Genomic DNA, 22080 nt, shown 5'->3' on the forward strand with positions numbered 1-22080 from the left:
ACCTCGTTTATGTTGTGTTGAAGGAGTTAAACAGGCCGCTTACTCTTGAGGAAATTTATCAAGAAGGTACAAAAGCGTAGACATGAATGAAATCAGCCGTACGTCAGTCTATGCATATGTAAATACACATCCTAGAATTATGTATACTACTGCTAAAAAATATATATTAGAGGACTGGGGTAGGGACGATATTAAGCTTAAGAAGTTTGATCTAAAATCGCAAGATATTATTACGAATGGTTCGAGTTGTCCTTGGAAAGTGATATTGGAAGTCTTTCAATTTCAAGGTCGCTATACAACAAAGTACCGAGCATCGGAAAGTTACTTGGGATATAACAATATAAGGATAAGCAGAGGTGTTAAGTTAAAGTTTGGTAGTAAAATTATAGTAATTGGTACCAGCGGGGAATTATATTTTGAATCAATAACCCATGAATTGATATTAGGGTTAAGAGAATGGGGTAGGGGGGTTAGGGTAGACTCGATTTTTTTATCTTGAGTTTTTTAATGAGCACATTGTAAGGTGTCTATCAGAGGAACAATTTAAGGTATACGAACCCTTACCTGATAAACTGTTGAAAAAAGCAGAGGGTTTATGGGAAGCAGAATGTCTTAAGGTCAAGATGCGTGATATCTACTGGCGCATTAAACAGTCATTAGGGAGAAGGCCGACCCGCTTAGATATGTATGAAGGGAGCGATATACCCTTCAGGGAATATCTAAAGGACGGCTGGTTGAGGTTTCTGAAATCCGTAGAAGAGCTGGAGCCGGAGGAGGAAGGTTGGCTGGACACACCCGCGGAGGAATTTCTCAAAGAGGTGGAACAGACGCGGTTCACCAAGGCTTATAAACTGCCGACTATCAGAGCCTTCCTGTACCAAGGTGCCATAAGGGAGCGTGTACAGCTGAGGGACATCGGTGAGGAAATGATGAGCTTTTACCGTGATTATCCGCTTCACCAAAAAGACCTTAACAACCGCAGCAACCGAAACTGGAGAAGCTGGGGGGTTGATGAATTTGTCCGCCTGGCAAAGAATAATCCAGTGAAGTTTTTGAGCCGGGGGCAGTTCTTCCACTATGATGAGATCAACAAAGTCATGTACTTAGATTCTGCAGTTGAGCCTTTCCTTTCTCCAAAACTGGCTTTTCATGTGGATGATATTCTAATATACAGAGGAACCGATTATTTCCGGAGACGTTATAAAGATTGATATAAAGGGTGATCATTTTGTCCCACTGTGTATTCTGTCAAATACGGCCAGAGCAAGTAATTGCGGAAAACGAACTAGCTGTAGCCCTGTTCGACAATTATCCGGTTAACCGCGGACATGTACTGGTAGTTCCTAAACGTCATGTAGAAACTTATTTTGAGGCAACACTTGAGGAAATGGACGCAATAACCCGCTTGATAATCGAAGTGAAAGATAAACTGGATCAGCAGTTTCAACCTGACGGCTACAATATCGGTGTTAATGTTGGAGGCGCCGCTGGGCAGACCATTTTTCACCTGCATGTGCATGTTATCCCCCGCTACTCCGGGGACGTCCCTGACCCCCGGGGTGGAATAAGAAGAATAAAAAAGAGCCTGGTGCCTTATCTGGAGGAGGGGGAAGGATGAAGAAGGTTTACAACAAGCTGGTAAGGGATAGGATACTAATATTGACTACATAACTGATAAACCGGGGTTTGCTTTGAATGTTCTTGAACCAGAATCCCGAGAAGTCGTGGGAGTACGTCAATTACTAATCGAGGCATTCCAGAAGCGCACTTCAGGCAGATGACACCCGCTTACCCTTCAACCATTCCAAGGCGCCAGGGGTTTGCTCCCAGGCTTTGCGGGAATGTGAAGCATAGATGATGGCTTCATTTTCATCCCCCATCCCATAATAGTTCGGTTTCCTCCAGGGGATGGCTTTCTCTCCCAGCAAATAAGCGGGTACACATTGATTGCTTCCCAGGGCTTCTTGAAGCATCATATTGGAGCGCTCGTTGGCCCCTCCAGTGACACGATATGTCCAAAGTGTTTTATCATATGCAATAAAGCAGGTGTTTTCATCCCCGTAGCGGGCCATCAGCAGGCGCATCTCCTGATCGCGTCCAACCTCCAATAAACAGGCCGACAAAATGTATCTGTTACCCTGGTTGTCATTCGGATTAAGGCGCAAAAGCTCCCAGTAAATATCAATTGCCCTATCAATCCTTCCCGCTTCCCGGAGGCTGTCGGCATACCCTCTGAGAGCTCTCATATACGGCCTCGTCTCAATGATCATCCAAAAATGCCCGGCATTTGTCTGAATGTATTCATTGCCTAGTATTAGACGTCCCGCACATACAGCCTTATCATAGAAAGATATTTTCTCATCCAACAGGTCACTCTCGTCCGCTAGCAGGTTAAAAGCATCAACACAGTAAGGGGATATTTCCAGCGCATCCCAGGCGTATTTGATGCGCACATCTCTGTCAGCAATATCATAGGCATCGCAAACCAGGTCATCGGCACGGTAATAGCGGTCCTGGTCAAAAAGCGGCCAGGTATCCCCCTCCCAGGTAGGCACCTTAAAACGCATCTTCTTTTTGGTTTTTAACCAAAGCACACCGGATACCGGCTCATCTGTTTCCTGAAAGTTTAGCAAAATTGTTTCCCTATCTGGCACATCCCGGATCCCCTGTTCAGGTATAGCGCCAAGCCACTTTTCATATTTATTGTATTGTTCGTCATGGTTAAGCCCCAACAGGTAATCATACAACTTATCCTTGCAGCGTGTATTCAACACCTGGGGGCGGTGATCCGACATTCTCCCCATCAAGTAGCAAAGGCAATCTTCAATATCCCTGATTACCCTCACCCCGGCAGCAAATCCGCTTGCAGGAAGAACTACCTGCACACCGAGCGCATCGAGGCCCTCTCGTAGTTCTTCTACAGCTAGCCCCTTGGGGATCGACAGCTGCTCAGGCAACCCCCAGATGTACTTCCCCGGACCCTTTTCCCAGGCAAGACACAAAAACTCCAAAAGCGGAATCATTGCCTGTGAAGTGGTGATTTCCAAGAAGAAGGTGCCGCTCAAAGCGTCTCTCAAAATATAGTAAACAAGGTGCTCCTTTCGAGACTTCTTCAGGTTCGAAAAGCTTACATCAAGCGGTTTTTGCTGGTACTTCAACAATCCGTTTTTCTGCACATAGAGATGCCGGGAAACAGATACCAGCAACTGATGTAGTTGATTGGAATGCGTGAGTTCACATTTAGGCATTTAGGCGCCCCCTTTTTCTCTTCCTTAATATTACCATCAGATCACGGAAAATCACAGAAGAATAAGTTCAGACAGGTGCTGATGTTATGTCCAGGAAAATAAGGGAATGATCTAAGCGTAGACTGTATTCCGTCCTTCCCAATAGAATAGGATATAAGAAAAAAAGTAGGTTGTTTTGGGAACTAATCATCTTGGCACTACGGAAACCAGCCATCCGAATGCAATTCATAAAGTCATGCCAGTACTGAATAGTTATTACTCTGTCTTGTGCCTTTTTAAGAATTTCAAATTGTTGAATTCTTCGCTCTTCACTAAATTGTTCTGTTTCTAGGTCCTTTCCTCGCAGCAGGGAGTAGATATACTTTAGCCGTGCCCTTTTAAAACCGAGGCCCACGCCGACACGCAGCAACTGATCCGGATCTGGCTGGATAAAGTAGTTGAATGGTGATGGTCCACCGCTTGAAGGCTTGCGGGATTCGTTGCAAAAACGCTCAAGCTGTGTGCGGCCTTCGTCCCAGAAAACTGACATAAGAGTTAGAATAAAGTACGCATGTATACGGAAAGCCGATGAAGCTGAATATATGCATCTCCTCCGGCAGAAGCTGCTGGAGGAGGTAAACGAGTTTATGGAAAGCGGCAGCACCTATTTGTTCCTTTCCTTTCCCGAGGGGCAGTGCTATAATAAATAATAAATATAAGCGGCAGCGCTTATAGACAATCAAATACATTAATGACAACGAAACCACGGAGGTTTTATACTTTATCAAAGTATGGCACTTCTGTGGTCTTTTTATATTCACAAGAGGGGGGGTGAATAAGCTGGACTTCAAGCTGAAAGATATTGTTTATATGGCTATTACAGCTGCGGCCATGATGGTCGTCAGTTTTTTTACTGTTCCGCTGGTGGTGGCACTCCCTATACCAGGGATCAGAACAATTGTGGTGGCGCCTTTTTATGGGCTGCTGATAGCTTTGGCGGTTGTGAAGATTAAAAAGGTTGGAACGTGTACTATTGTATCCACCCTTTGTGGGCTGCCGTTAGCTTTTATATCTCCTGTTATTCTGATGTTTTGTGTCGCCAGCGGGATCACTGCAGATCTGGTTTTCTTTTTGTTGGGAAGGGATGCATTAAACAGGGCAAAGGTCAGTATTGTCGGGGGTACATACATGGGAACAATGATGGTGTACGGCGAGCTTATGGGCGCTCTTATCTTAAGGGATACGCCCATATCAGCAGTGCTGCAGAACCCACTGGTACTTCTGTTAACCTTTGTGCTTTCCGCGGTGTTAGGTGCTTTGGGCAGTTTGTTGGCTACACGCATATCAAAGGAATTTCGTGGTATTTCCACTGTGGGGTAGTGATATAAAGAGATGGTTTTTATTGACGGGAATTCAGGGAATTCATTGGTTAAAGGCATGAATCCCATCATTAAATTTGTCCTTACCATAATTATTATTGTTTTTAGTATTTGGACAAACACCCTGACTGGACAAGTTTTAAATCTGGGATTTTTGCTGCTGCTGTTTGCTGTCTGGGGCTTACTGCCTGGATTCATTAGACTGGTGCCCATCATGCTGCTGTTTTTGATACCGGTATTTTTGATCAGCGTTATCTGCGGCAGCACTCTTCAAGCAGCGGGGGTTTCATCGATCAGGATTGTTTTCATGTTTCTGTGTTATGTGCTGTTTTGTGGAAGCACCTGCCCCTCAATGCTGACCAGAAGTTTAAACACAGTGGGTGTGTCTTCATATCTATCTATCGGCATTCTGATCACTTTACGGTTTATCCCGGTTTTAATGAATGAAATGCAGAAAATCAAGGACTCATTTGATATGCGTTTGAATGGGCAAAAAAGGGGCTTTAAGGTTTGGTACCGGGGGATGATCATCCCCTTTGTTTTCAGGATGTCCTCTTTGTCAGACAACCTCTCTCTTGCACTGCATATGAAGGGTTTTGGAACTGCAGCACCCACGGTTTATAAGCCTGTTGGTATTAAGGCAGCTGATCTTATTTTTTTGAGCATCATATCTTTATTTATGGCAGGGGTTAAATGGATCTATTAAGAGTTGAAGGCTTGCAGGTAAGATATCCTATACACAAGGAACCGAGCATCAAGGATGTTTCGTTTATAATGAAAAAAGGGGAGCTGGTGCTTCTCACAGGTAAAAGCGGTTGTGGGAAGTCCACTCTCTTAAAGTGCATCAATCTTACAATACCTCATTTTATTCAGGCAGAAATGAGGGGTGTGATCTGTATTGGTGATCGAAATACAGCATCGATGCAGGTGCAGGACATTGTAAGCCTTGTGGGAATTATGTGGCAGGATGTGGAGGCTCAAATAGTCAACTTAAAGGTTGAGGATGAGCTTGCTTTTGGGCTTGAGAACCTTGGTGTTGAAGTTTCAGAGATCACAAGAAGGCTGAAGGTGCTGAAACCGTTGTTAAAAATAGATTACACAGCATTTATTCATTCTCTCTCCGGAGGCCAAAAGCAGAGGGTGGTTATGGGGGCCGTTTTGTCCATGCTGCCTGATTTAATTCTATTGGATGAACCCCTGGCCAATCTCGATTATGAGAGCAGCAAGAGTTTCCTTGCATTTATTAAGAGCCTGACAGGCATGGGTAAAAGCATACTTATGGTAGAGCACCGCCTGGATATGGCGGCACACTATTGTGACCGGCTTTTGATCATGGAAAAGGGAGTTTTGGTCAGGGATATTGATGACAGAGATGCTATTTTGGAGGAAGAGAGGAAAAGAAAGTTTTTTAGAACCCTGCAAAATGGAAACTCCAGGCAGGAAAGTGCTGTCAGCATCAATAATTTAAGCTTTTCCTATGGACACAAATCTGTGCTCAGCAATGTGAGCATCGATATTAAGGCCGGTGAAAGGGTTGTGGTTCTCGGAGAGAATGGGTGTGGAAAAACAACTCTCCTCAAGATCATATCGGGTTTGCTGCCTGTAAGAAATTCGGAAAATGGGATGCTTAAGCTCTTTGAAGCTCCTGTCCACAAAAAAAGAAAGGGGCAGGAGGGGATGATCGGTTTTGTGTTTCAAAACCCAAACCATCAATTGTTTATGGACTCAGTATACAATGAAGTCTGCTTGAATGGTTTTAACGACAAATTTGTGGAAGAGATAGTGGAGTTATTCGAACTGGATGAATTATTATCAAGACATCCCCTTTCTCTCAGCCAGGGGCAGAAGAGACTTGTCGCTGTTGCCTCTGTTGTGGCGTCAAAGCCTAAAATCCTTCTTCTTGATGAGCCTACCATTGGGCAGGATTATGATAATCTACACAGGATAACAGAGGTGCTCAATGCTTTAAATCAGAGGTACGGCATGACACTGATCACGGTTACCCATGATAAGCTGGCCGCAAAAGCATTATGTGATCGGGTTGTGGAAATAGCACAGGGTGGTATAAGTGTCGGCGGTGTGGAGATTGTTGATCAGTATTTTTCATAGAAAAGCAGGACATCAACAAATGCCCACGAGCTATTTAATATATCACTTTAGTTGTTCATAAAAGTTTTCACGAGTTCCTGCAAGAAGCACAATAACCTTTTTGCCGTCAACCTCACTTATGGTATAGGCAATTTCATAATTGATACCTTTATGTTTTACATTGAAACCATAAATACCGGATAAATCACCGCGTTTTGGCTGGCCGATATAAGGATTTTCACTTAATTTTAGTAAAGCTGTTTTGTATGCTTTTTTTAAAGGTTTTTCTTTTTAGCTTTGTAAAAAAACGTTCAGCAGCAGGACTGAATAATATTTCGTACATAATCAGTCCTCTGAACCAAAGATATCGTCGAAGTTTGCTGCTTTCTTTTCACCAACTGCAATGGCATCCGCTTCTTCAAGCATATTGGTAACAGCCTTTTTAATGTTTTTGCTTTGTGTTTCAAATTGCTTTACAAGTTCTTTACCTGAATATCCCTGGGAAACTAGGTCTTTGAGTATTTCAACGGAAAACTCATTAGGTTCCCTATGAAGAGGCTGAATAACAATTTTGCCATCTTCAAGTGAGCATTCAACTTCGCTTCCAAGTTTAAGATGTTTATAGAATTGTAAAGGTATCGTAATTTGACGCTTCTTTGAAACGCTGATTATTTTACGCTCCATAATATCACGCTCCATAACAATCGTAGATATATTTGTAACCTCTTTATAGTATATACAGAATGATCAATAGAATGCCTATATCCTTGTATCTTTACAACCATTATAACAAAGAAACAAAGAAAGGGCAACGGTGCTGGTTACCACCCGACTTTCGTACCTCTATAGCAAAACAGGCAGATGCAATTTTCTTTATTAGGAAAGTAAGTCCAATGAAATTATAAATTCAGCCGGAACGGCAAAGGATGTGCATTCCCTTGAAAAAGCACTCTTTAAACAGCGAACAGGCGCTTTTCCTGGTCATCGATCTTCAGGAAAAACTGATGAAGGCTATGGAGCATGCTGAAAAGGTGTATAAGAACACGCGCATTATGCTCGGTGTCTGCCTGCAGTTAAAGATACCGGTTGTGGTGACTGAGCAGTATCCGAAGGGTTTGGGAAGGACTGTGCAGGGTATAGCTGAGAAGCTGGGTGAGCACCTGCTCCTCGAGAAGACATCCTTTTCAGCTGTAACCAAAGAAACCCTTGAACAATTACAAAGCTTTGGGCGCAGGCAGCTGTTGGTGGTTGGCAGTGAGACCCATGTTTGCGTCTTCCAGACAGTAAGGGATCTGTTGGCTGCAGGATTCGAGGTCTATCTATTGCAAGATGCGGTCTGCTCTCGCCGCAAGGATAACTACAAAAATGGGCTCCAGTTGATGAGAGAAGAAGGAGCAGTGATTACCGATACGGAAACAGCGGTTTTTGACCTGCTTAAAGTGGCGGGAACCCCTGATTTTAAGGCGATTCACCCGCTTATTAAATAGTTTTACTTCACTGGATTCTCCACGATGCCGGCATCAGCGGCATATATGTCTTGAGATCCATGATAGTGTACAGGAACGGTCAGTTGAATGTCAGTTGGTTTGACCGGTTTATTTATCTGGCCTTTTTTCAGAAGATACTCGGTCTACAGGTTTTCCCCCCTCAAAGCATCCACAATATTGTCATTTTTCAGCTTGGCGCTGGCATGCAGCATGGTGATAAAGATGATCACGAATACCCCGGCCACGCAGTAGAGGATCTCTTTCCACGGCAGTATGAAGGCAAACTCAAACATATTGCCGAAGGAATTGTACATCCATACGCTGATTAAGATGCTGACAGGCAAGCCGTAGAGAAGGGCTTTCAAGCCATAGAAGATGCTTTCATAGTTGATTATCTTGTTAAAGCCCTTAGGGGTCAGCCCCATGGATTGGAGTATGGCAAATTCTCGGCGGCGCAGGGCGACATTGGTGCTGATGGTGTTGAATATATTGGTGACACCAATCAGGGTGATCAGGGTGATGAAGCCGTATAGAAAGATGGAGATCACTGTATTCCCGCGCTCCATATCCTGTTTTTCTGCTTCCACATCATAAAGCCACAGGGAACACTGATCATCATAATCTTCAAAAATAGTGCGGATCTGTGCCGCCAGGCCGGTGCTGTCCTTTGTGCATAGATAAAGCTCTGTGGGACATCCGTGATCATAAGGTTTTTGGCTGTCTTTTTGCAGCAGTGTGTCGATAGCTGCAAACACTTCTTCAGAGACGATCATTTTAACGGATCCTGAGCAGGCGGAGGAAACACCCAGGGGAAGGCTGTCGGTTACTGCGCCGACCTCCATTGTAAAATCTGCTGCATCTGTTTCCTCACCATCTTGGAATCCCTCCAGCAGGAGCTTTTCACCCGCCTTGATCTGCAGTGGGTTATACTCTGTAAGTTTGGCATCATGTGTGATGCTTTTATTAATGAGGATTCCCTTCAAATTTTGGGTATCCTTAAAATCTGCCCAATCAAGCCCATTTTCCTCGGTGTAGGTTTTAAATTCCTTATCACCGAGGGCGGTGATGTGAAAAACACACTGGTAGTGGCCGTCTTCATTTGCGCCAAATAACTTTTTATCTATACAATTCTTTTGTATGTAAGGGCTGAATTGGGAGCGTGTCAGCCAGGATCCAACCTGATTCTCTCTGACCACTGCGTATCTTTCCACTTCATCAAGATCGGTAATGCGCTCATAAAAACTTTTTTGCTGCTCTGCGGAGGCATTTTCGGCGACCACCGATAAATTATAGGGTATGTCCTGGTAGTACAGGCCGGTGCTCTTAAACGCGTAGGTGATGAAAGAGGAAAAGGAGATGAAAAGGACGATGCTGATGAACAGGGACACCACAGTGGCGCGGTAGCGGCGGCGGTTGCGCTTGAGATTTTTTAGTGCCAGCTCTCCCTCAATCCCCCATAAAAAGCGGGTCAGCCTGGAGGTTTTTACGGTTTTCCCCTTTATTTTGATATCCTTGCTCAGCCTGATCGCCTCGATGGGTGAGGTGGCGGAGGCCCTCACAGCGGGAAGATAAGCAGAGATAAAGATGATCAGCCCCACAAAAGCAATTGTGGCCAGGATAATACCGGGAGAGACGATCAACCGGAGAGCGACATCATACATGGATATCATGTCGCTTATGAGCCGATTGACAACGGAAAGGGTTACACCAATGCCGCCGACACCGGAGAGGATGCCCAAGGGTATGCCTGCCAACCCCAGGAGGGCACCTTCGAAAAATACGGTTCTGCGGATCTGCCGGGGTGTGGCGCCTGTGCTGGCCAGCATGCCGAACTGCTTTTTGCGCTCACTCACCGATATGGCGAAGGCGTTGTAGATAACTGTCACTGAGCCGACCAGGATCAGGATGATCACGATGGCGGTTACAGAATTGAACATCGCATTCACATTCTCGTTTTTGGAGATGCCCATGTACTTTAAGAGTTCACTATTATAATCATAGTCCCTGGCCCCGGCTTTTTTGGCCATCTCCGGAACCCTGTCGTAAATCTGGCGGGGGTTTTTCCCGAGGATGGATACATTGACCGCTTCATTCGGGATGAGTCCGCCTGGATCCAGAAAGCCGATCACAGTAAACCCGGGGGTGCTGCGGATCATTTCAAAATGGGGTTTGGCCATGTACCCGGTGATGGTATAGGTTTTTGTGCCGGTGGTTACAAACTTCTCTGTTTCTTCAAATGAAAGATCATCGGGCAGCTGCTGCCCCTCCTCATTGATCCTTTCACCTAAATTAAAGGCGATGGTTTCTCCGATCTGATATGCTTTCCCGCCGCGTTTTGGAATCTCTTCGGAGATCAGCACTTCACCGGCTTTTTCCGGAAAACGGCCTGCGGTTAGTTGGACGGGCATCTGCCGGAAAGCCGCAGCATCGTATTCTTTTACAAAGAAATAGGGCTTATTTTCAGATGTTGACTGCTCAAAAAGGGCGTATCCCAGATTTCTGCTGAGCACAGCCTTTTTTGTGTATGGGTTGTCGGTGATATATTTGGTCTCGTCCAGTTTTAAGCCGTAAAAAGTGGCATGAAAATTTCCATCGGTTTTGATCGCTATCTGTACAAAAAGATCCTGGAAGCTGGCGGAAAGAGTGATTGTGCCGCAGATCATCGCCGTGGAGAGGATAATGCCGATAATGGTGACGATGGTGCGCTTCCGGTTCAGCTTCAGGCTGCGCAAGGTGAGGGTGTTGATGATATTCACCGCCGGATCACCTCATCTTTGACAATGCGCCCGTCAGAGATGGTGATCATGCGGTCAGCCATGAGAGCTATATTGTGGTTGTGGGTGACCATGAGCAGGGTTTGGTGATAGCGCTTGTTCGACAGTTTGAGCAGGTCGACGATCTCCTGGGAGTTCTTGCTGTCCAGGTTGCCTGTGGGTTCATCCGCCAGGACCAGGGCGGGGCGGTTGATCAGGGCGCGGCCGATGGAGACCCTCTGCTGCTCACCCCCGGAGAGTTCATTGGGCAGGTGGCCTGCTCTGTCTGCCAGATTGAGGGTTTCCAGGACCTCCTTTAAGAACTTTTGATCTGCTTTTTGGCCATCGAGGAGCAGCGGCAGTGTGATATTTTCCTCTACATTTAAGATGGGGAGCAGGTTGTAAAACTGGTAAATGAGGCCTACCTGCCGCCGCCTGAAGATAGCCAGGTTGGTTTTGTCGAGCTTATAGATATCTGTGTCTTCGATCAAAACCTTGCCTGCGGTGGGACGATCCACACCGCCAATCATATGCAGAAGAGTGGATTTGCCGGAACCCGAGGCCCCGACAATGGCCACAAATTCGCCCCTTTTTACACTGAAAGAGACACCGTTCAGGGCTTTCACCTGTGTGGTGCCGCTTCCATATATTTTAGACAGATTCTCTACCCTTAATATTTCCATGAAACCATGCTCCTTTTCATTTGCTGTCTAGATTGTACCTGTCCAAAGTGACTATCAGGTGACTGGTTTGGTGACAATTTTGTCATTTGAGTCTACACAGCGGCCAATAAATGTTTAGGGAAGTCAATACATATACAGGGTTTCCGCAGTGGAATCATTGATGCTTAAATACCGATTGGCACAGCAGCATTTTTCGCTTCCTTCATTGACGTTCGGTGTTGATGGAGCACCTGCAGGCCGTCATAGGATTCGAGATCGTTTTAGTTGATGTTTCGATAAAACTTGATCGTAAATTCCGACCCCCTGTTATTTTCACTTGTAACTGTGATATCCCCGCCCTGTTTGGCCACAATGGCCTGGGCCATGGCCAGGCCGATGCCCACCTGGTCTTCCGCGGCGTTTTTCCCTTTGTAAAAGCGGTTGAAAATATAGGGGAGATCCTCCGGGGCGATCCCGGGGCCGCTGTCTTTGACAGTGATCACTGTATACAGTGGGTTCTCATCAAAAGAGATCCTCAGCTGCCCTTTTTCAGGGGTGTGTTCAATACAGTTCTTGAGGATATTGATCAGGGCTTCACAGCTCCAGTTAAAATCGCCGCAGAATTTGACATTTTTCTCACCCTCCACATCAAGCTGCAGCATTTTGATATCCAGGGGGATGCTCAAAGATTCCAGGGCTTTCTCTACAAGGGTGTGAACATAGACCTCCTCCCTTTTCATGGTGACGGTTCCCGCGTCAAGCTTGGAAAGTTTCAGCAGAGAGGTGACCAGCCATTCGACCCGCTTCAGCTGTGACCTCATACGGTTAAGATACTTTTCCCTGTTTTGTTCCGAGGGGTCTTCAGACAGCAGGTCATTTAAAACATACAAAGAGGTGAGGGGTGTTTTCAGCTGGTGTGATATATCAGCCAGGGAGTCCGCAAGGAGTATCTTATCTCTTTTCAGAGCTGTGGACTGTTCTTTGAGCATGGTGGTGATCTTGTAGATTTCATTTTTAAGGATGCTGAGATCTCCCTCACGATTATCCCGAATATCAAGAGAGTAATCCCCGGTGTTGATCTTTCCTGCATAGCAGGAGACCTCCCTGATTTGACCGTACTGTTTTTTTAAGAACAGCGAAATTGCCGCAATAAAGGCACAGCCGGTGAGAAGGACCAGCAAGAGAGTGAGGGATAAGTTGTAGTGAAAACAGTTTTGCATCAAAGGGGTGTCCAGCTGTGTGTCTTTCGCATCAATCCCGTATCTTGACAAGACTGCTTTTCCTTTTATAGCTGCATCTTTATCTGTTTGTGTGGTCTGCCTGATCACATCCTGCTCTGCCTCCGGGTATTTTTCGGAGATCATCCCGATCATCGATGCCTGGTTATTGATAAAGGCTTGTTTCAAATGATGCCTTCCGGCCAGGCTGAACAGGAGGGCGGTGATCATGAAGAAGGCCAGCAGGAAGGCAAATAAGGTCATAAGTCTGTTTACTTCAGGATTATTGGATAGTTTCATCTTAATCACCTGCCTTGTAGCCTAGACCCCTTACAGTGATGATCATCTTCGGCTGCCGGGGGTCATCCTCGATTTTTTCGCGCAGCCGCTTGATATAGACCGTGAGGGTGTTGTCGTTGACGAAATCACCGGCTACATCCCAGATCCCTTCAAGGATCTGCTTTCTGCTCATTACCTGCCCCTTGTTGTGGGCAAGGGTGAGCAGCAGCTTGTACTCCAGGGCGGTCAGCCAGAGGGGTTGGTCGTTCTTGTAAACCCTGGCCTTATCTGGGTTGATTCTGATGTTCCCCAGCAAAATTTCTGTTTGTGGGTCGGGCTGCCTGTTGTATCTGCGCAGAACACTGTTGATTCGTGAGATCAGCTCCCTCAGCCTGAAGGGTTTGGTGATGTAATCATCAGCTCCCAGATCCAGCCCCATGACCGTATTGGCCTCATCATCGTTGACTGTGAGGAAGATAACAGGTGTATCATCTATTGCTCTGACCAGTTTGCACAGCTCAAAGCCGTTTCCATCCGGAAGGTTTACATCCAGGATGATCAGCAAAAAAGGCTTGTCCAGAATGGCTTTTTTGGCCTTATGGAAGTCATAGCAAACATGGGTGGAAAAGCCCTCCTGGGTTAATGTAAACTCGATGCCCATGGCGATGGTTTTGTCATCTTCGACAATTAATATCTCGTTCACGGGATCTCCTCCCTCTATTCACCCGTATCTGGATTCTAATGTTCTTTTCTACTGGTCTTTTCCTTTACCCTTCTTCAGATTACAGTAAAATCTGATTTGGCGACAGGACGGCACTGGTCTGCTTTCCTTCTTTCCCCAAATGTGTTTGCTGCTGTGCCGCCGGCCCTGTCAAAAACCGCGTGGTAACCGGCAGGATAATAGTTATTTATAACGAATGATCATTAATATGGATAACAATTAATTCCCAGCTTCACCTGGGAGAAAAAGAGGTATCTGCCTGCGGATCTTCCTGCCAGGACAAATCCTATTGCACCAGTTGCTAATGTCGTCATGTGAGGTGATCTAATGAAAAATAGCAGCGGTATTTTGACTGATACCATCAAAGAAGTTCAGCGACAGTTGGGTGAGGATTTACAGTCTCTAACTGTGGAAAAAGTGAATATCGGCATCTTTTTCACAGGGGTAAAGCTGTCCAACGGTCAGGGGGGTATTTGTTTTACGCCGATCAAATCTATCCCGGAGGCTGTATGCTGTCCTAGTTCAGCGCGGGTTATGCCCAGTTCGGGTAAACTGCGGGGCAGGAGCGTCAACTACTTCCTGGATGAAATGTTTTCATCCAGCCCCATGAAAAGGGCATTAGCGATCGCTGTCTTGAATGCCCTTTCCAGCACCTGCTGGAAGATCAATCCGCCGCAGGATTACGAAATTAAACTGGGAGCAGATCCTTTAGATGATGTGGTTTTTCCCAAAGAAGCGCGGGTTGTTGTCATCGGAGCTTTGGTTCCCTACTTCAAGATGCTGAAAAAACAGGGCTTGACCTTTTCCATTTTGGAGCTTGATCCCCGAACTTTAAAGGAAGGGGAGATGGGGTTTTATGTGCCCCCTGAAAAAGCAGATAGTGTTATCCAGGATGCTGATTATTTGATCATTACAGGGACAACCCTGATCAACGACACCCTGGAGGCTATACTGGATAAGGCTCCTGATCATGCCCAGATTGTGGTTGTGGGCCCCACTGCCAGTATGCTGCCTGATGCCTTCTTCCAAAGAGGGGTAACAGCACTGGGGGGAATTGCGGTCACTCAACCTGATCATTTACTGGATGTGCTTGCGGAAGCCGGTTCCGGTTATCATTTTTATGGCAAGTCCGCCGAAAAAATAGTAATATCCTCCAAACCAACAGCTTGAGCCTCTATTTTTAGCAATCGCAGTCGCCTGATTGGTGCGGTGGTCTGTTCCGGCCTGGTTTCCTGACAGGGAGCCGGGCTTTTTATTTGTAAAGTAAGGCAAGCCCATGGGCAGTAAGGCGGATATACAATCCAGTAAAAGCCGCTAATGGTATAGGGTGCAGTATGAAGGTGATAAGAGGTTGGTAGCAGACCTATCCCAGTTATGGTATACTTCGCTGCAAATGTATGGTACCAAATAATTCATGGAGGTGTATGTTCCAATATTGATGCTGCTGAAAGGTAATACAGGAAAGTAAAAGAGGTGTTATAAGCTATGAGTAATGTTATAGATCTTACAAAGCCATTTCTGCTGAAACTGCGGGTTTATCCGGAAGAGGTATATCTTCTCAATGAAATTTTAGAAATACACAAGGAAATGAACCAGGACTTGGAGCCGCATCAAGGAAACAGTGATCATATAGATATTCTTGCTGCCCTGGATGAAACACTTGATAATGTGCTCAGCGATGCCGGTGACATGATAGATAATATTTTGTTTCTAAGCGATACTTTTGCCGAAGAGTGTATACTTGTTTATAATTCGTTGGCACAACGCCTGAGAAAAATGGTTGCTCTGGAGGAAGTTGATGAAACAGGGGCTTACAGGTTGCCTGTCTATGGTTATGAAACAGAATATCTGCGCTTTGCTTTGGAAGCGGAAGTGGATTTTGCAGAGGAAACCCCCGAACTGCAGCAGGAAATCCAGGTCATACTAGACAGGGTGTTATCTATCTGCAACAAGTGCAAAGAGTGGAATAAAAAGTACTGCAGTTCCGGAGACAGGCTGGCTGCTATCAAGAGGACGATTGGGGATTTAGAAATACGTGATGATGCTCTGCTGACAGATGTTAGCGAAGATATAGAGTTGGCATTTGTCAGTTGTAATTATTGTTTTAATTCCGTTCCCTTAAACAGAGAGAAATACAGTGAGCCTGATCAAGAAATCCTGGATATTTTCGATGTTTACGCAGAACTTGATCTCGGGATACTTTTGGATGAGCCTGAATCCCGCGAGATCAATATTGCTCGGGCAAGAGTAATCTTGATACCACCGGAGGAACACCATTCTATTTATGAGGCCTGTGATGCTTATTCAGCAGATCTTGAGGATGCATGCGCAACCCTGTACGATGAAAAAGGTTTTCTAATGTCTCCGCTTAATACACTGAATTCCGGCAAGGTCTGGTTTATAGACGATTTCATTATTAAGCAGGGATACGAAAAGGTGGCAGGTGATTTTTTGGAGTGGATTAAAAGGCACCTTGCAAAAGAAGGAGCTGTTGTCGTTTATCCGGTTTATTCGTTTACAGATAAATCACCCAGCGGATTTAATGAGATATGGCATGATACATCCTGTGAAACGAATATAAAAATGAGACAATTTTATGCTTTCCATGGTTTTCTGCCCCTGCAGGATACAGAGTACATGTTTTTGAGCTTAAGCTAAGGTGGACAGGGGGATGGCCGGGTCCACGGCTTTTGGAGGGTATGGAGTGGGCTGACAGGGGTAATTAAAGGTCCCCTTTTAAAACGCTCAAGTACACGCACCCGCAAGGCATTAGTACATATCAGCGTAATCGTAATTGAGTCGAGAGCATCTGCTTGTAAATGACATCCTGAAACTGGTAAGATGATAATAGAAACGGATTACTTATATCTTATTCCGTTATCAACTTTTGTGATATCTGAGGAGCAGTTTGATTTTGAAGAAACGGGAGCGTAGGATTGCCCTTGATATCGAAAGTGAGGGGGTTCTTTTATGACCGGGGAGAATAAATTCACTGTAGGAATAATGGGCGGCAGCCGGAATCAATAAATTACTGAATAGTACTACCTTTCCGACCCTCAGCATTATGATTATGATATTAACATTCGTTTTTTGTATTCTATGCTGATTTTATACCGGCCGGTAACAGCCGCCAGTGACCGCCAAAAAATATCAGAGGATGGAGTGTTCTATCAAGGTATCATGGAGCCTCTCAAAAAGAAATCCGGCGAAGAACCAGGCAGGGGCATAGTCAAGGCGGATTAATCCGTCAACAGAGAATCTTGTCCCACTATAATTCCAGGGACAGCTTCCCAAAATGCTCTTGACATATGGATAAGCATAGAATAATATCTAATTTAAGGTAATGAGAATTGTTATCAGTTAGCCAAGATCTAATGGATTAAGTGATTTAACCTTCATGTATTAGTGAATTCTACCGCAATATGAACAAGCAAACGCAACTTCAGCGCCTATATTTCACGTAATTTTTTTCTACCCTTATTTTTCGATGATATCAAGTTATGTCCTTTGCCGGGGATGCATGTACCTCTGGCGGGGCTCATTGCCATGTTTCCGCTCAGCAGCATGTCGATCACCAGATAAATCGAAAGAAAACTGCTGCCTGCTAAAAGCCCTTCTATGATAGTAAAGGCCACGCCGATTCCAAGGCACGGTTTTTTTTGAAAGGATGGCCATCGCCTCCCTGCAGTGAATAAGTGATCTCTCTTGCGGCCTCATAATCCGCCCACGCTTTTCGGTAATAGGCATTGTTCTCCCGGACTTCCGCATGGCAGCTGCAAGAGGTGACTGTGTGATTTTCCACAATTATTTTTTCTGTTTGATGTTGTATTTTCAAGACGAACAGCGTATAATATTAATAAGTAAAGTAAGTTTTTCAAGTAAAGTAAGTTTGAAAGGAGTGCTACCATGGAGGTCGCAAAGATCACAAGCAGAGGACAGATTACGATCCCGATTGATGTGCGCAAAAAGCTGGGTCTGAAAGAAGGTGACAAGGTAATCTTCATTGAAGAAGGAGACAACATTATTTTTGCCAACGCCGCCAAGGTTGCTTTCAGAAATATGCAGGAGGCGTTTGAAGGTGAGGCTGAAAGGCTCGGTCTGAAAGACGAACAGGATGTCGTTGATCTGGTGGACGAGGTTCGTCAGGAAATGTGGGATAAGCGTAATGCGAATAATGATTGATACGAACGTCCTGATTTCCATCTTTATTTTTCCGTCCGCGAAGATGCTCAGTTTGATTGACACGATTACGGAGCGACATACGATTGTTCTTCCTTCCTACGTGCTGGACGAGCTGAAGGCGGTTATTAGGCGGAAGTTCCCGCAAAAATACGATCTCTTGGACCGGTTTATTCAGAGACTCCCGTTTTTCCTCGCCTATACGCCGGAAGGGATCGACGCGGAGAAATGCCCGGAAATACGGGACAAAAAGGATTTGCCTATTCTTGTGACGGCAATTCTGGAGGAAGTGGATGTCCTGATAACAGGCGACGCGGATTTTGCCGCAGTTGAGATCGAAAGGCCGGAAATACTGACGCCGGCCAGGTTCCTCGAAAAATACGCCGAATAAAGTGATAACGAAAGAGCGCATGAAACGCCCGACAATAGACAGGGTGTTTTTTTTTTGCGCCCAAAATGCGGGATGCTTTTGTATGGATGAAAATCATAATTACCCTGTATATCCCAGTGAGAGTAAAAACTGAAGCGGAGTTTTTCCCCGGATTCGGTAAACGACAGATGTTTCAGACAGCAGAAAGCGCGCAACAGCCCGGAGCTTGACTGATGTGCGTACTCTCCCGTACCATCAAATTCTATGCTGATTTTATACCGGCGGGTAACAGCTGCCAGCGACCGCCAAAAAATATCAGAGGATGGAGTGTTCAATCAAGGTATCATGGAGCCTCTCCAAAAGAAATCCGGCGAAGAACCAGGCAGGGGCATAGTCAAGGCGGATTAATCCGTCGACACTAAATCTGGACCCGCTATAATTCCAGGGACAGCTTCCCAGGATGCTCTTAAGGAGCCAACCGGTGGTATATTCAATCACCAGGAAGGCGCTCATCCAGATCAAACCCCGGAGATACCAGGGCCAGGGGCGCAGCCGATCGTGCAGCGGTTCCAGAAAGCGGGCCAGGCCGTAGATGGGAAACATCCACAGGTAGGAAAATCCGCTCAGCATCAGATCACCGCGCAGCAGCGACCCAAGGCCTGTCCACATTATTTCCAATCCCCATCCGGCCAAACCGTAGATAAAAAATCTCTTCATGCCTTTATTTTGTCGGCGGGCTCATCAATTTATGAATGGTATAAACTGCCGGCGTGGGAACAAACTTACCAAATTTTATTTGAAATTTTTTTGGCAATAACTACAGATGGTTTTATAAAACTGTTGACAATATTATTATCAAAAAAAGGTGACAGGGGGATGGTGCTGCCTGGGCGACATGGGCGTCTACTCGGAAAATAGAAGTGTGAAGCCGGAAGTCAGGGGTTCTCTCAAGTGATATTGGGGTGGCCACTGCCATACCTTCCCGTGACTTACCCTGTTAACAGCTTCTCGGAAATGGTAGAATAATGTAAGGGAAGGTTTTAATAATTGCTGAAATTGCTGTAAGGGGGTGTGCCTTGTGCCAGAAGGAGAAAGATGCGAGCTATCAGATGAATTTCTAAAGATGCGCCGGTTGGTTCTCCGGGAGCGTGCCAGGAGAGAGCGGGTCCTCGTTGAGAATGCCCGGATTAAGGCAGAGGATGTTGCTAAGATGCTCAAAGAAGATTATGGGGTAAGAGAGGTCTATCTCTATGGATCACTGGCCTGGGGCGGCTTCGCAGAGGGTTCGGATATCGACCTCCTGGCTGTAGGGTTTCAAGGGAGCTACTGGGAGATGTTTGTGAAAGCGGAAAGGATTGCTCACCCCTTTGAGGTCAGTATAGTCTTTTATGCCGGAGTAGTGGCGGTCTGAGTGATGAACTATATAAAAAAAGTACCCTCTGCGGATAAAGAGTTGAGTAATAAACTTTTATCAGAGGGATGGAAAAAACTTAATGAACCATCCAATTTAGGTATGGCAATTTTACTCTCAGTACCTTTCATGTTCATAAATGGGATAATATCTATGGCTATTGCTTATTATTTATATCCTCCATTAAAAGAACATATAAACAGCGGTACTTTTTCCCTCACTATAAACTTCTTAACACTATTAATACTTATTACTATCATGGCCGTATTTAATGTAATACATGAATTTCTCCATGCCTGTTTTATACCTAATGTATTAAAGTCAGATAAAACATATTGGGGTTATAATGGTTTTATCGGATTTGTTCATACTACTGAAAAAATCAAAAAGGGCAGATACTTAATCATTTCTATTATGCCATTCATTTTGTTATCGGTTTTACTCCCCTTTATTCTTAATATTTTAGGATGGCTAAATGGTTATACAATATTTCTCTGTTTAATAAATGCAGTAGGCTCTTGTGTTGATTGCTTAAATATATGTTTAGTTGCAATTCAAGTTCCAAAGGGATCATATATTGTAAGCAATGGATTGGAAACATATTTTAAATAACTCTGTTCCCACTGTCCCCTGTCACTTTTTCTGCCGGCCGGGTCCGCGGCTTTTGGAGGGTATGGAGTGGCTGACAGGGGTAATTACAACCGCCTTTTAAAAATCCATATCAGCGTAATCGTAATTGAGTCGAGAGCATCTGCTTGTAAATGACATCCTGAAACTGGTAAGATGATAATAGAAACGGATTACTTGTGCTGGTTTGAGGGAGGTATTCATATGCTTGAGCACCTGTCTTCTGAGGAAAAACATGTCTTGCAAGAACTCAAAAAAATCTTAGAAAACCGCTTGGGCAGCCAGCTTATCAAAATAGCCCTTTTCGGATCTAAGGCGCGGGGGGATTTTGACCCAGATTCAGACCTGGATTTGGCGGTGATTGTCCGCGGGTTAACCCGGGAACTGAAGAATGAGATCTATAATGATGTAGGTGAACTGGAACTGGAATATCTTATTCCGTTATCAACTTTTGTGATATCTGAGGAGCAGTTTGATTTTTTGAAGAAACGGGAGCGTAGGATTGCCCTTGATATCGAAAGTGAGGGGGTTCCTTTATGACCGGGGAGAATAAATTCACTGTAGGAGTAATGGGCGGCGGGGAAGATGTATCCCGGGAAACGATGCAGATGGCCCACCGGCTGGGTAAGCTGATCGCAGAAGAGGGCTGGGTGCTCCTCTGGCGGGGGTCGTGCCGCCGGGGTGATGGAGGCATCTGCAAAGGGAGCGAAGGAAGCAGGCGGACTGACTGTCGGGATCCTGGCGGACAGGCACAAGGGAAACGCCTCAAAATATATCGATATTGCCATTGCCACCGGGATGGGTGATGGGCGCAATTATATCAATGTCCTCTCCAGTGATCTTGTGGTGGCATTGCCCGGGAGGGCGGGGACCATCTCGGAGATCGCTTTAGCCTTAAAGAGCGGCAAAAAGGTGATTCTTCTGGGGTTTGACACAGGCGATGTTTTTGAGTATTACCGCCAGGATGGGCTTTTAGCTGCAGCCGGCACTCCGGAGCAGGTGATCCGGATGATCAAGGAGTACTGTGGCTAACAGGGGCTTATTTGCCCCTGTTTTATTTTATTTTGTTCAAAATATTCATTTTCCAGTTGACGAATTCCATGGCAAAGCATATACTGAAAGCAATCATATGAATACATGATCATATGTTATTGGAGAGGGGTGATCTGATGGGTGAGGACCGTGATATCATTGAACACTGCAGCTCTACAGTTGTCCATGAGGATATAGTGTATCAGGTCAGGCAGAAGATGCCTGAGGATGAATGCCTCTTTGACCTGGCTGAGCTGTTTAAGGTGTTCGGGGATACCACCAGGGTCAAAATTCTGTTTGCCTTATTTACCGCTGAGATGTGTGTTTGTGATCTGACAGCTCTTTTAGGGTTGACTCAGTCCGCTGTTTCTCACCAGCTGAGGGTGTTGAAACAGGCAAGGCTTGTCAAATACAGAAAAGATGGGAAAATGGTTTATTACTCCCTGGATGATGACCACGTCAAACAAATATTTGACCAGGGGCTGGCTCACATCAGTCATTAGGGGGCGCAGCATTGGTTGGAAATGCTTAACAGGGCAGCTCAGCGCCGTGATTTTAGGTGGTTGTTGCGCCGGGGATAACCCCGGGACAAAAGTGGGATAAAAGAACCGTCCCCCTGTCTCAGTTGTCTTATACGTGGAGGAAGGT

27 protein-coding genes are annotated in these 22080 nt (G+C 45.4%); 17 read left to right on the forward strand and 10 right to left on the reverse strand.

Going from position 1 to position 22080, the window contains the following annotated elements; all coding sequences use genetic code 11:
* Positions 1-82 precede the first annotated feature (82 nt).
* The 3 genes from SSCH_RS13205 (at position 83) to SSCH_RS13215 (ending at position 1618) form a co-directional block, all read left to right on the forward strand.
* The gene (locus tag SSCH_RS13205; protein WP_044665874.1) at positions 83-499 is read left to right on the forward strand and encodes a hypothetical protein; all 417 of its coding nucleotides are present in this window, start codon (positions 83-85) and stop codon (positions 497-499) included.
* 76 nt (positions 500-575) lie between these two features.
* Positions 576-1211 (forward strand): hypothetical protein, encoded by a 636-nt coding sequence (locus tag SSCH_RS13210; protein WP_044665875.1) that lies wholly within the window; start codon positions 576-578, stop codon positions 1209-1211.
* An 8-nt stretch (positions 1212-1219) separates the two neighbouring features.
* Positions 1220-1618 carry an HIT family protein gene (locus tag SSCH_RS13215; protein ID WP_232294482.1) on the forward strand — a complete coding sequence of 133 codons (399 nt, stop codon included), beginning with the start codon at positions 1220-1222 and terminating at the stop codon, positions 1616-1618.
* Between the two features lie 151 nt (positions 1619-1769).
* On the opposite strand, the gene SSCH_RS13220 is transcribed toward SSCH_RS13215, so the two are convergent.
* Together SSCH_RS13220 and SSCH_RS13225 are read right to left on the reverse strand one after the other, a co-directional pair.
* Positions 1770-3248 (reverse strand): hypothetical protein, encoded by a 1479-nt coding sequence (locus SSCH_RS13220; protein WP_044665877.1) that lies wholly within the window; start codon positions 3246-3248, stop codon positions 1770-1772.
* A gap of 67 nt (positions 3249-3315) precedes the next feature.
* Positions 3316-3777, reverse strand: coding sequence for a hypothetical protein (locus tag SSCH_RS13225; RefSeq protein WP_044665878.1), 462 nt, complete (start codon positions 3775-3777; stop codon positions 3316-3318).
* A gap of 281 nt (positions 3778-4058) precedes the next feature.
* Here SSCH_RS13225 and SSCH_RS13230 point away from each other — a divergent pair, with 281 nt between their 5' ends.
* From SSCH_RS13230 to SSCH_RS13240, 3 genes are read left to right on the forward strand one after another with little or no spacing between them, the layout of a single operon-like run.
* Positions 4059-4607 carry a hypothetical protein gene (locus SSCH_RS13230; protein WP_044665879.1) on the forward strand — a complete coding sequence of 183 codons (549 nt, stop codon included), beginning with the start codon at positions 4059-4061 and terminating at the stop codon, positions 4605-4607.
* A 45-nt stretch (positions 4608-4652) separates the two neighbouring features.
* Positions 4653-5312, forward strand: coding sequence for an energy-coupling factor transporter transmembrane component T family protein (locus SSCH_RS13235; RefSeq protein WP_198142477.1), 660 nt, complete (start codon positions 4653-4655; stop codon positions 5310-5312).
* Entirely contained in the window at positions 5300-6715 is a 1416-nt protein-coding gene (locus tag SSCH_RS13240; RefSeq protein WP_044665881.1) for an ABC transporter ATP-binding protein, read from the forward strand. The genes SSCH_RS13235 and SSCH_RS13240 overlap by 13 nt, the downstream gene beginning before the upstream one ends.
* A 42-nt stretch (positions 6716-6757) precedes the next feature.
* Here SSCH_RS13240 and SSCH_RS22555 read toward each other — a convergent pair whose 3' ends face one another.
* Positions 6758-6922, reverse strand: a complete 165-nt coding sequence (locus SSCH_RS22555; protein ID WP_269746208.1) for a type II toxin-antitoxin system RelE/ParE family toxin — start codon at positions 6920-6922, stop codon at positions 6758-6760.
* 117 nt (positions 6923-7039) lie between these two features.
* The gene (locus tag SSCH_RS13245) at positions 7040-7393 is read right to left on the reverse strand and encodes an AbrB/MazE/SpoVT family DNA-binding domain-containing protein (protein ID WP_044665882.1); all 354 of its coding nucleotides are present in this window, start codon (positions 7391-7393) and stop codon (positions 7040-7042) included.
* 239 nt (positions 7394-7632) lie between these two features.
* Between SSCH_RS13245 and SSCH_RS13250 the strand changes: the two genes are divergently transcribed.
* A complete protein-coding gene (locus SSCH_RS13250) occupies positions 7633-8181 on the forward strand; it encodes an isochorismatase family protein (protein WP_044665883.1) in 549 nt (182 codons plus the stop codon).
* 143 nt (positions 8182-8324) lie between these two features.
* Here the strand turns inward: SSCH_RS13250 and SSCH_RS13255 are convergent, their stop codons facing one another.
* From SSCH_RS13255 to SSCH_RS13270, 4 genes are all read right to left on the reverse strand, one after another.
* Complete coding sequence (locus SSCH_RS13255; protein ID WP_044665884.1) at positions 8325-10937, reverse strand: ABC transporter permease; 2613 nt, start codon at positions 10935-10937, stop codon at positions 8325-8327.
* Complete coding sequence (locus SSCH_RS13260) at positions 10934-11617, reverse strand: ABC transporter ATP-binding protein (protein ID WP_044665885.1); 684 nt, start codon at positions 11615-11617, stop codon at positions 10934-10936. The genes SSCH_RS13255 and SSCH_RS13260 overlap by 4 nt, the downstream gene beginning before the upstream one ends.
* A gap of 260 nt (positions 11618-11877) precedes the next feature.
* Complete coding sequence (locus SSCH_RS13265) at positions 11878-13113, reverse strand: sensor histidine kinase (RefSeq protein ID WP_198142478.1); 1236 nt, start codon at positions 13111-13113, stop codon at positions 11878-11880.
* A gap of 1 nt (position 13114) precedes the next feature.
* Complete coding sequence (locus tag SSCH_RS13270) at positions 13115-13795, reverse strand: response regulator transcription factor (RefSeq protein ID WP_084711188.1); 681 nt, start codon at positions 13793-13795, stop codon at positions 13115-13117.
* Between the two features lie 345 nt (positions 13796-14140).
* On the opposite strand from SSCH_RS13270, the gene SSCH_RS13275 reads away from it, so the two are divergent.
* The 3 genes from SSCH_RS13275 to SSCH_RS18440 all read left to right on the forward strand — a co-directional run bounded on the left by SSCH_RS13275 (position 14141) and on the right by SSCH_RS18440 (position 17056).
* A complete protein-coding gene (locus SSCH_RS13275) occupies positions 14141-14983 on the forward strand; it encodes a DUF364 domain-containing protein (protein WP_044665886.1) in 843 nt (280 codons plus the stop codon).
* A gap of 315 nt (positions 14984-15298) precedes the next feature.
* Positions 15299-16471 carry a hypothetical protein gene (locus tag SSCH_RS13280; RefSeq protein ID WP_044665887.1) on the forward strand — a complete coding sequence of 391 codons (1173 nt, stop codon included), beginning with the start codon at positions 15299-15301 and terminating at the stop codon, positions 16469-16471.
* Positions 16472-16912: 441 nt separating this feature from the next.
* Positions 16913-17056, forward strand: a complete 144-nt coding sequence (locus tag SSCH_RS18440) for a hypothetical protein (protein WP_198142479.1) — start codon at positions 16913-16915, stop codon at positions 17054-17056.
* A 206-nt stretch (positions 17057-17262) separates the two neighbouring features.
* Here the strand turns inward: SSCH_RS18440 and SSCH_RS20465 are convergent, their stop codons facing one another.
* Positions 17263-17448 carry a hypothetical protein gene (locus SSCH_RS20465; RefSeq protein ID WP_156972298.1) on the reverse strand — a complete coding sequence of 62 codons (186 nt, stop codon included), beginning with the start codon at positions 17446-17448 and terminating at the stop codon, positions 17263-17265.
* Positions 17449-17719: 271 nt separating this feature from the next.
* Here SSCH_RS20465 and SSCH_RS13290 point away from each other — a divergent pair, with 271 nt between their 5' ends.
* Together SSCH_RS13290 and SSCH_RS13295 are read left to right on the forward strand one after the other, a co-directional pair.
* The gene (locus tag SSCH_RS13290; protein ID WP_044665889.1) at positions 17720-17995 is read left to right on the forward strand and encodes an AbrB/MazE/SpoVT family DNA-binding domain-containing protein; all 276 of its coding nucleotides are present in this window, start codon (positions 17720-17722) and stop codon (positions 17993-17995) included.
* Positions 17988-18383: a putative toxin-antitoxin system toxin component, PIN family gene (locus SSCH_RS13295; protein WP_232294483.1), complete on the forward strand. Its 396-nt coding sequence runs from the start codon at positions 17988-17990 to the stop codon at positions 18381-18383. The genes SSCH_RS13290 and SSCH_RS13295 overlap by 8 nt, the downstream gene beginning before the upstream one ends.
* Positions 18384-18677: 294 nt before the next feature.
* Here the strand turns inward: SSCH_RS13295 and SSCH_RS13300 are convergent, their stop codons facing one another.
* A complete protein-coding gene (locus tag SSCH_RS13300) occupies positions 18678-19079 on the reverse strand; it encodes a putative ABC transporter permease (RefSeq protein WP_044665891.1) in 402 nt (133 codons plus the stop codon).
* A 361-nt stretch (positions 19080-19440) separates the two neighbouring features.
* On the opposite strand from SSCH_RS13300, the gene SSCH_RS13305 reads away from it, so the two are divergent.
* The 5 genes from SSCH_RS13305 to SSCH_RS13325 all read left to right on the forward strand — a co-directional run bounded on the left by SSCH_RS13305 (position 19441) and on the right by SSCH_RS13325 (position 21935).
* Positions 19441-19773 (forward strand): nucleotidyltransferase family protein, encoded by a 333-nt coding sequence (locus SSCH_RS13305; protein ID WP_052835658.1) that lies wholly within the window; start codon positions 19441-19443, stop codon positions 19771-19773.
* 3 nt (positions 19774-19776) lie between these two features.
* Positions 19777-20385 (forward strand): DUF3267 domain-containing protein, encoded by a 609-nt coding sequence (locus tag SSCH_RS13310; RefSeq protein WP_044665892.1) that lies wholly within the window; start codon positions 19777-19779, stop codon positions 20383-20385.
* A gap of 219 nt (positions 20386-20604) precedes the next feature.
* Positions 20605-20940, forward strand: a complete 336-nt coding sequence (locus SSCH_RS13315; protein WP_044665893.1) for a nucleotidyltransferase domain-containing protein — start codon at positions 20605-20607, stop codon at positions 20938-20940.
* A gap of 144 nt (positions 20941-21084) precedes the next feature.
* Positions 21085-21432, forward strand: a complete 348-nt coding sequence (locus SSCH_RS13320) for an SLOG cluster 4 domain-containing protein (protein ID WP_269746209.1) — start codon at positions 21085-21087, stop codon at positions 21430-21432.
* 137 nt (positions 21433-21569) lie between these two features.
* Positions 21570-21935, forward strand: a complete 366-nt coding sequence (locus tag SSCH_RS13325) for an ArsR/SmtB family transcription factor (protein WP_044665894.1) — start codon at positions 21570-21572, stop codon at positions 21933-21935.
* The last annotated feature ends 145 nt before the right edge of the window (positions 21936-22080 follow it).

It is taken from the genome of Syntrophaceticus schinkii, assembly GCF_000946815.1.
In the GTDB taxonomy this organism is placed as follows: Bacteria; Bacillota; DSM-12270; order Thermacetogeniales; family Thermacetogeniaceae; genus Syntrophaceticus; species Syntrophaceticus schinkii.

Excerpts from the sequence above, each read along its gene's own strand:
- SSCH_RS13205 (WP_044665874.1), top strand. The coding sequence starts at position 83 with ATGAATGAAATCAGCCGTACGTCAGTCTATGCATATGTAAATACACAT.
- SSCH_RS13220 (WP_044665877.1), bottom strand. The coding sequence starts at position 3,248 with ATGCCTAAATGTGAACTCACGCATTCCAATCAACTACATCAGTTGCTG.
- SSCH_RS13225 (WP_044665878.1), bottom strand. The coding sequence starts at position 3,777 with ATGTCAGTTTTCTGGGACGAAGGCCGCACACAGCTTGAGCGTTTTTGC.
- SSCH_RS13240 (WP_044665881.1), top strand. The coding sequence starts at position 5,300 with ATGGATCTATTAAGAGTTGAAGGCTTGCAGGTAAGATATCCTATACAC.
- SSCH_RS13245 (WP_044665882.1), bottom strand. The coding sequence starts at position 7,393 with ATGGAGCGTGATATTATGGAGCGTAAAATAATCAGCGTTTCAAAGAAG.
- SSCH_RS13260 (WP_044665885.1), bottom strand. The coding sequence starts at position 11,617 with ATGGAAATATTAAGGGTAGAGAATCTGTCTAAAATATATGGAAGCGGC.
- SSCH_RS13265 (WP_198142478.1), bottom strand. The coding sequence starts at position 13,113 with ATGAAACTATCCAATAATCCTGAAGTAAACAGACTTATGACCTTATTT.
- SSCH_RS13275 (WP_044665886.1), top strand. The coding sequence starts at position 14,141 with ATGAAAAATAGCAGCGGTATTTTGACTGATACCATCAAAGAAGTTCAG.
- SSCH_RS13280 (WP_044665887.1), top strand. The coding sequence starts at position 15,299 with ATGAGTAATGTTATAGATCTTACAAAGCCATTTCTGCTGAAACTGCGG.
- SSCH_RS18440 (WP_198142479.1), top strand. The coding sequence starts at position 16,913 with ATGCTGATTTTATACCGGCCGGTAACAGCCGCCAGTGACCGCCAAAAA.
- SSCH_RS13290 (WP_044665889.1), top strand. The coding sequence starts at position 17,720 with ATGGAGGTCGCAAAGATCACAAGCAGAGGACAGATTACGATCCCGATT.
- SSCH_RS13295 (WP_232294483.1), top strand. The coding sequence starts at position 17,988 with ATGATTGATACGAACGTCCTGATTTCCATCTTTATTTTTCCGTCCGCG.
- SSCH_RS13300 (WP_044665891.1), bottom strand. The coding sequence starts at position 19,079 with ATGAAGAGATTTTTTATCTACGGTTTGGCCGGATGGGGATTGGAAATA.
- SSCH_RS13310 (WP_044665892.1), top strand. The coding sequence starts at position 19,777 with ATGAACTATATAAAAAAAGTACCCTCTGCGGATAAAGAGTTGAGTAAT.
- SSCH_RS13315 (WP_044665893.1), top strand. The coding sequence starts at position 20,605 with ATGCTTGAGCACCTGTCTTCTGAGGAAAAACATGTCTTGCAAGAACTC.
- SSCH_RS13320 (WP_269746209.1), top strand. The coding sequence starts at position 21,085 with ATGGAGGCATCTGCAAAGGGAGCGAAGGAAGCAGGCGGACTGACTGTC.
- SSCH_RS13325 (WP_044665894.1), top strand. The coding sequence starts at position 21,570 with ATGGGTGAGGACCGTGATATCATTGAACACTGCAGCTCTACAGTTGTC.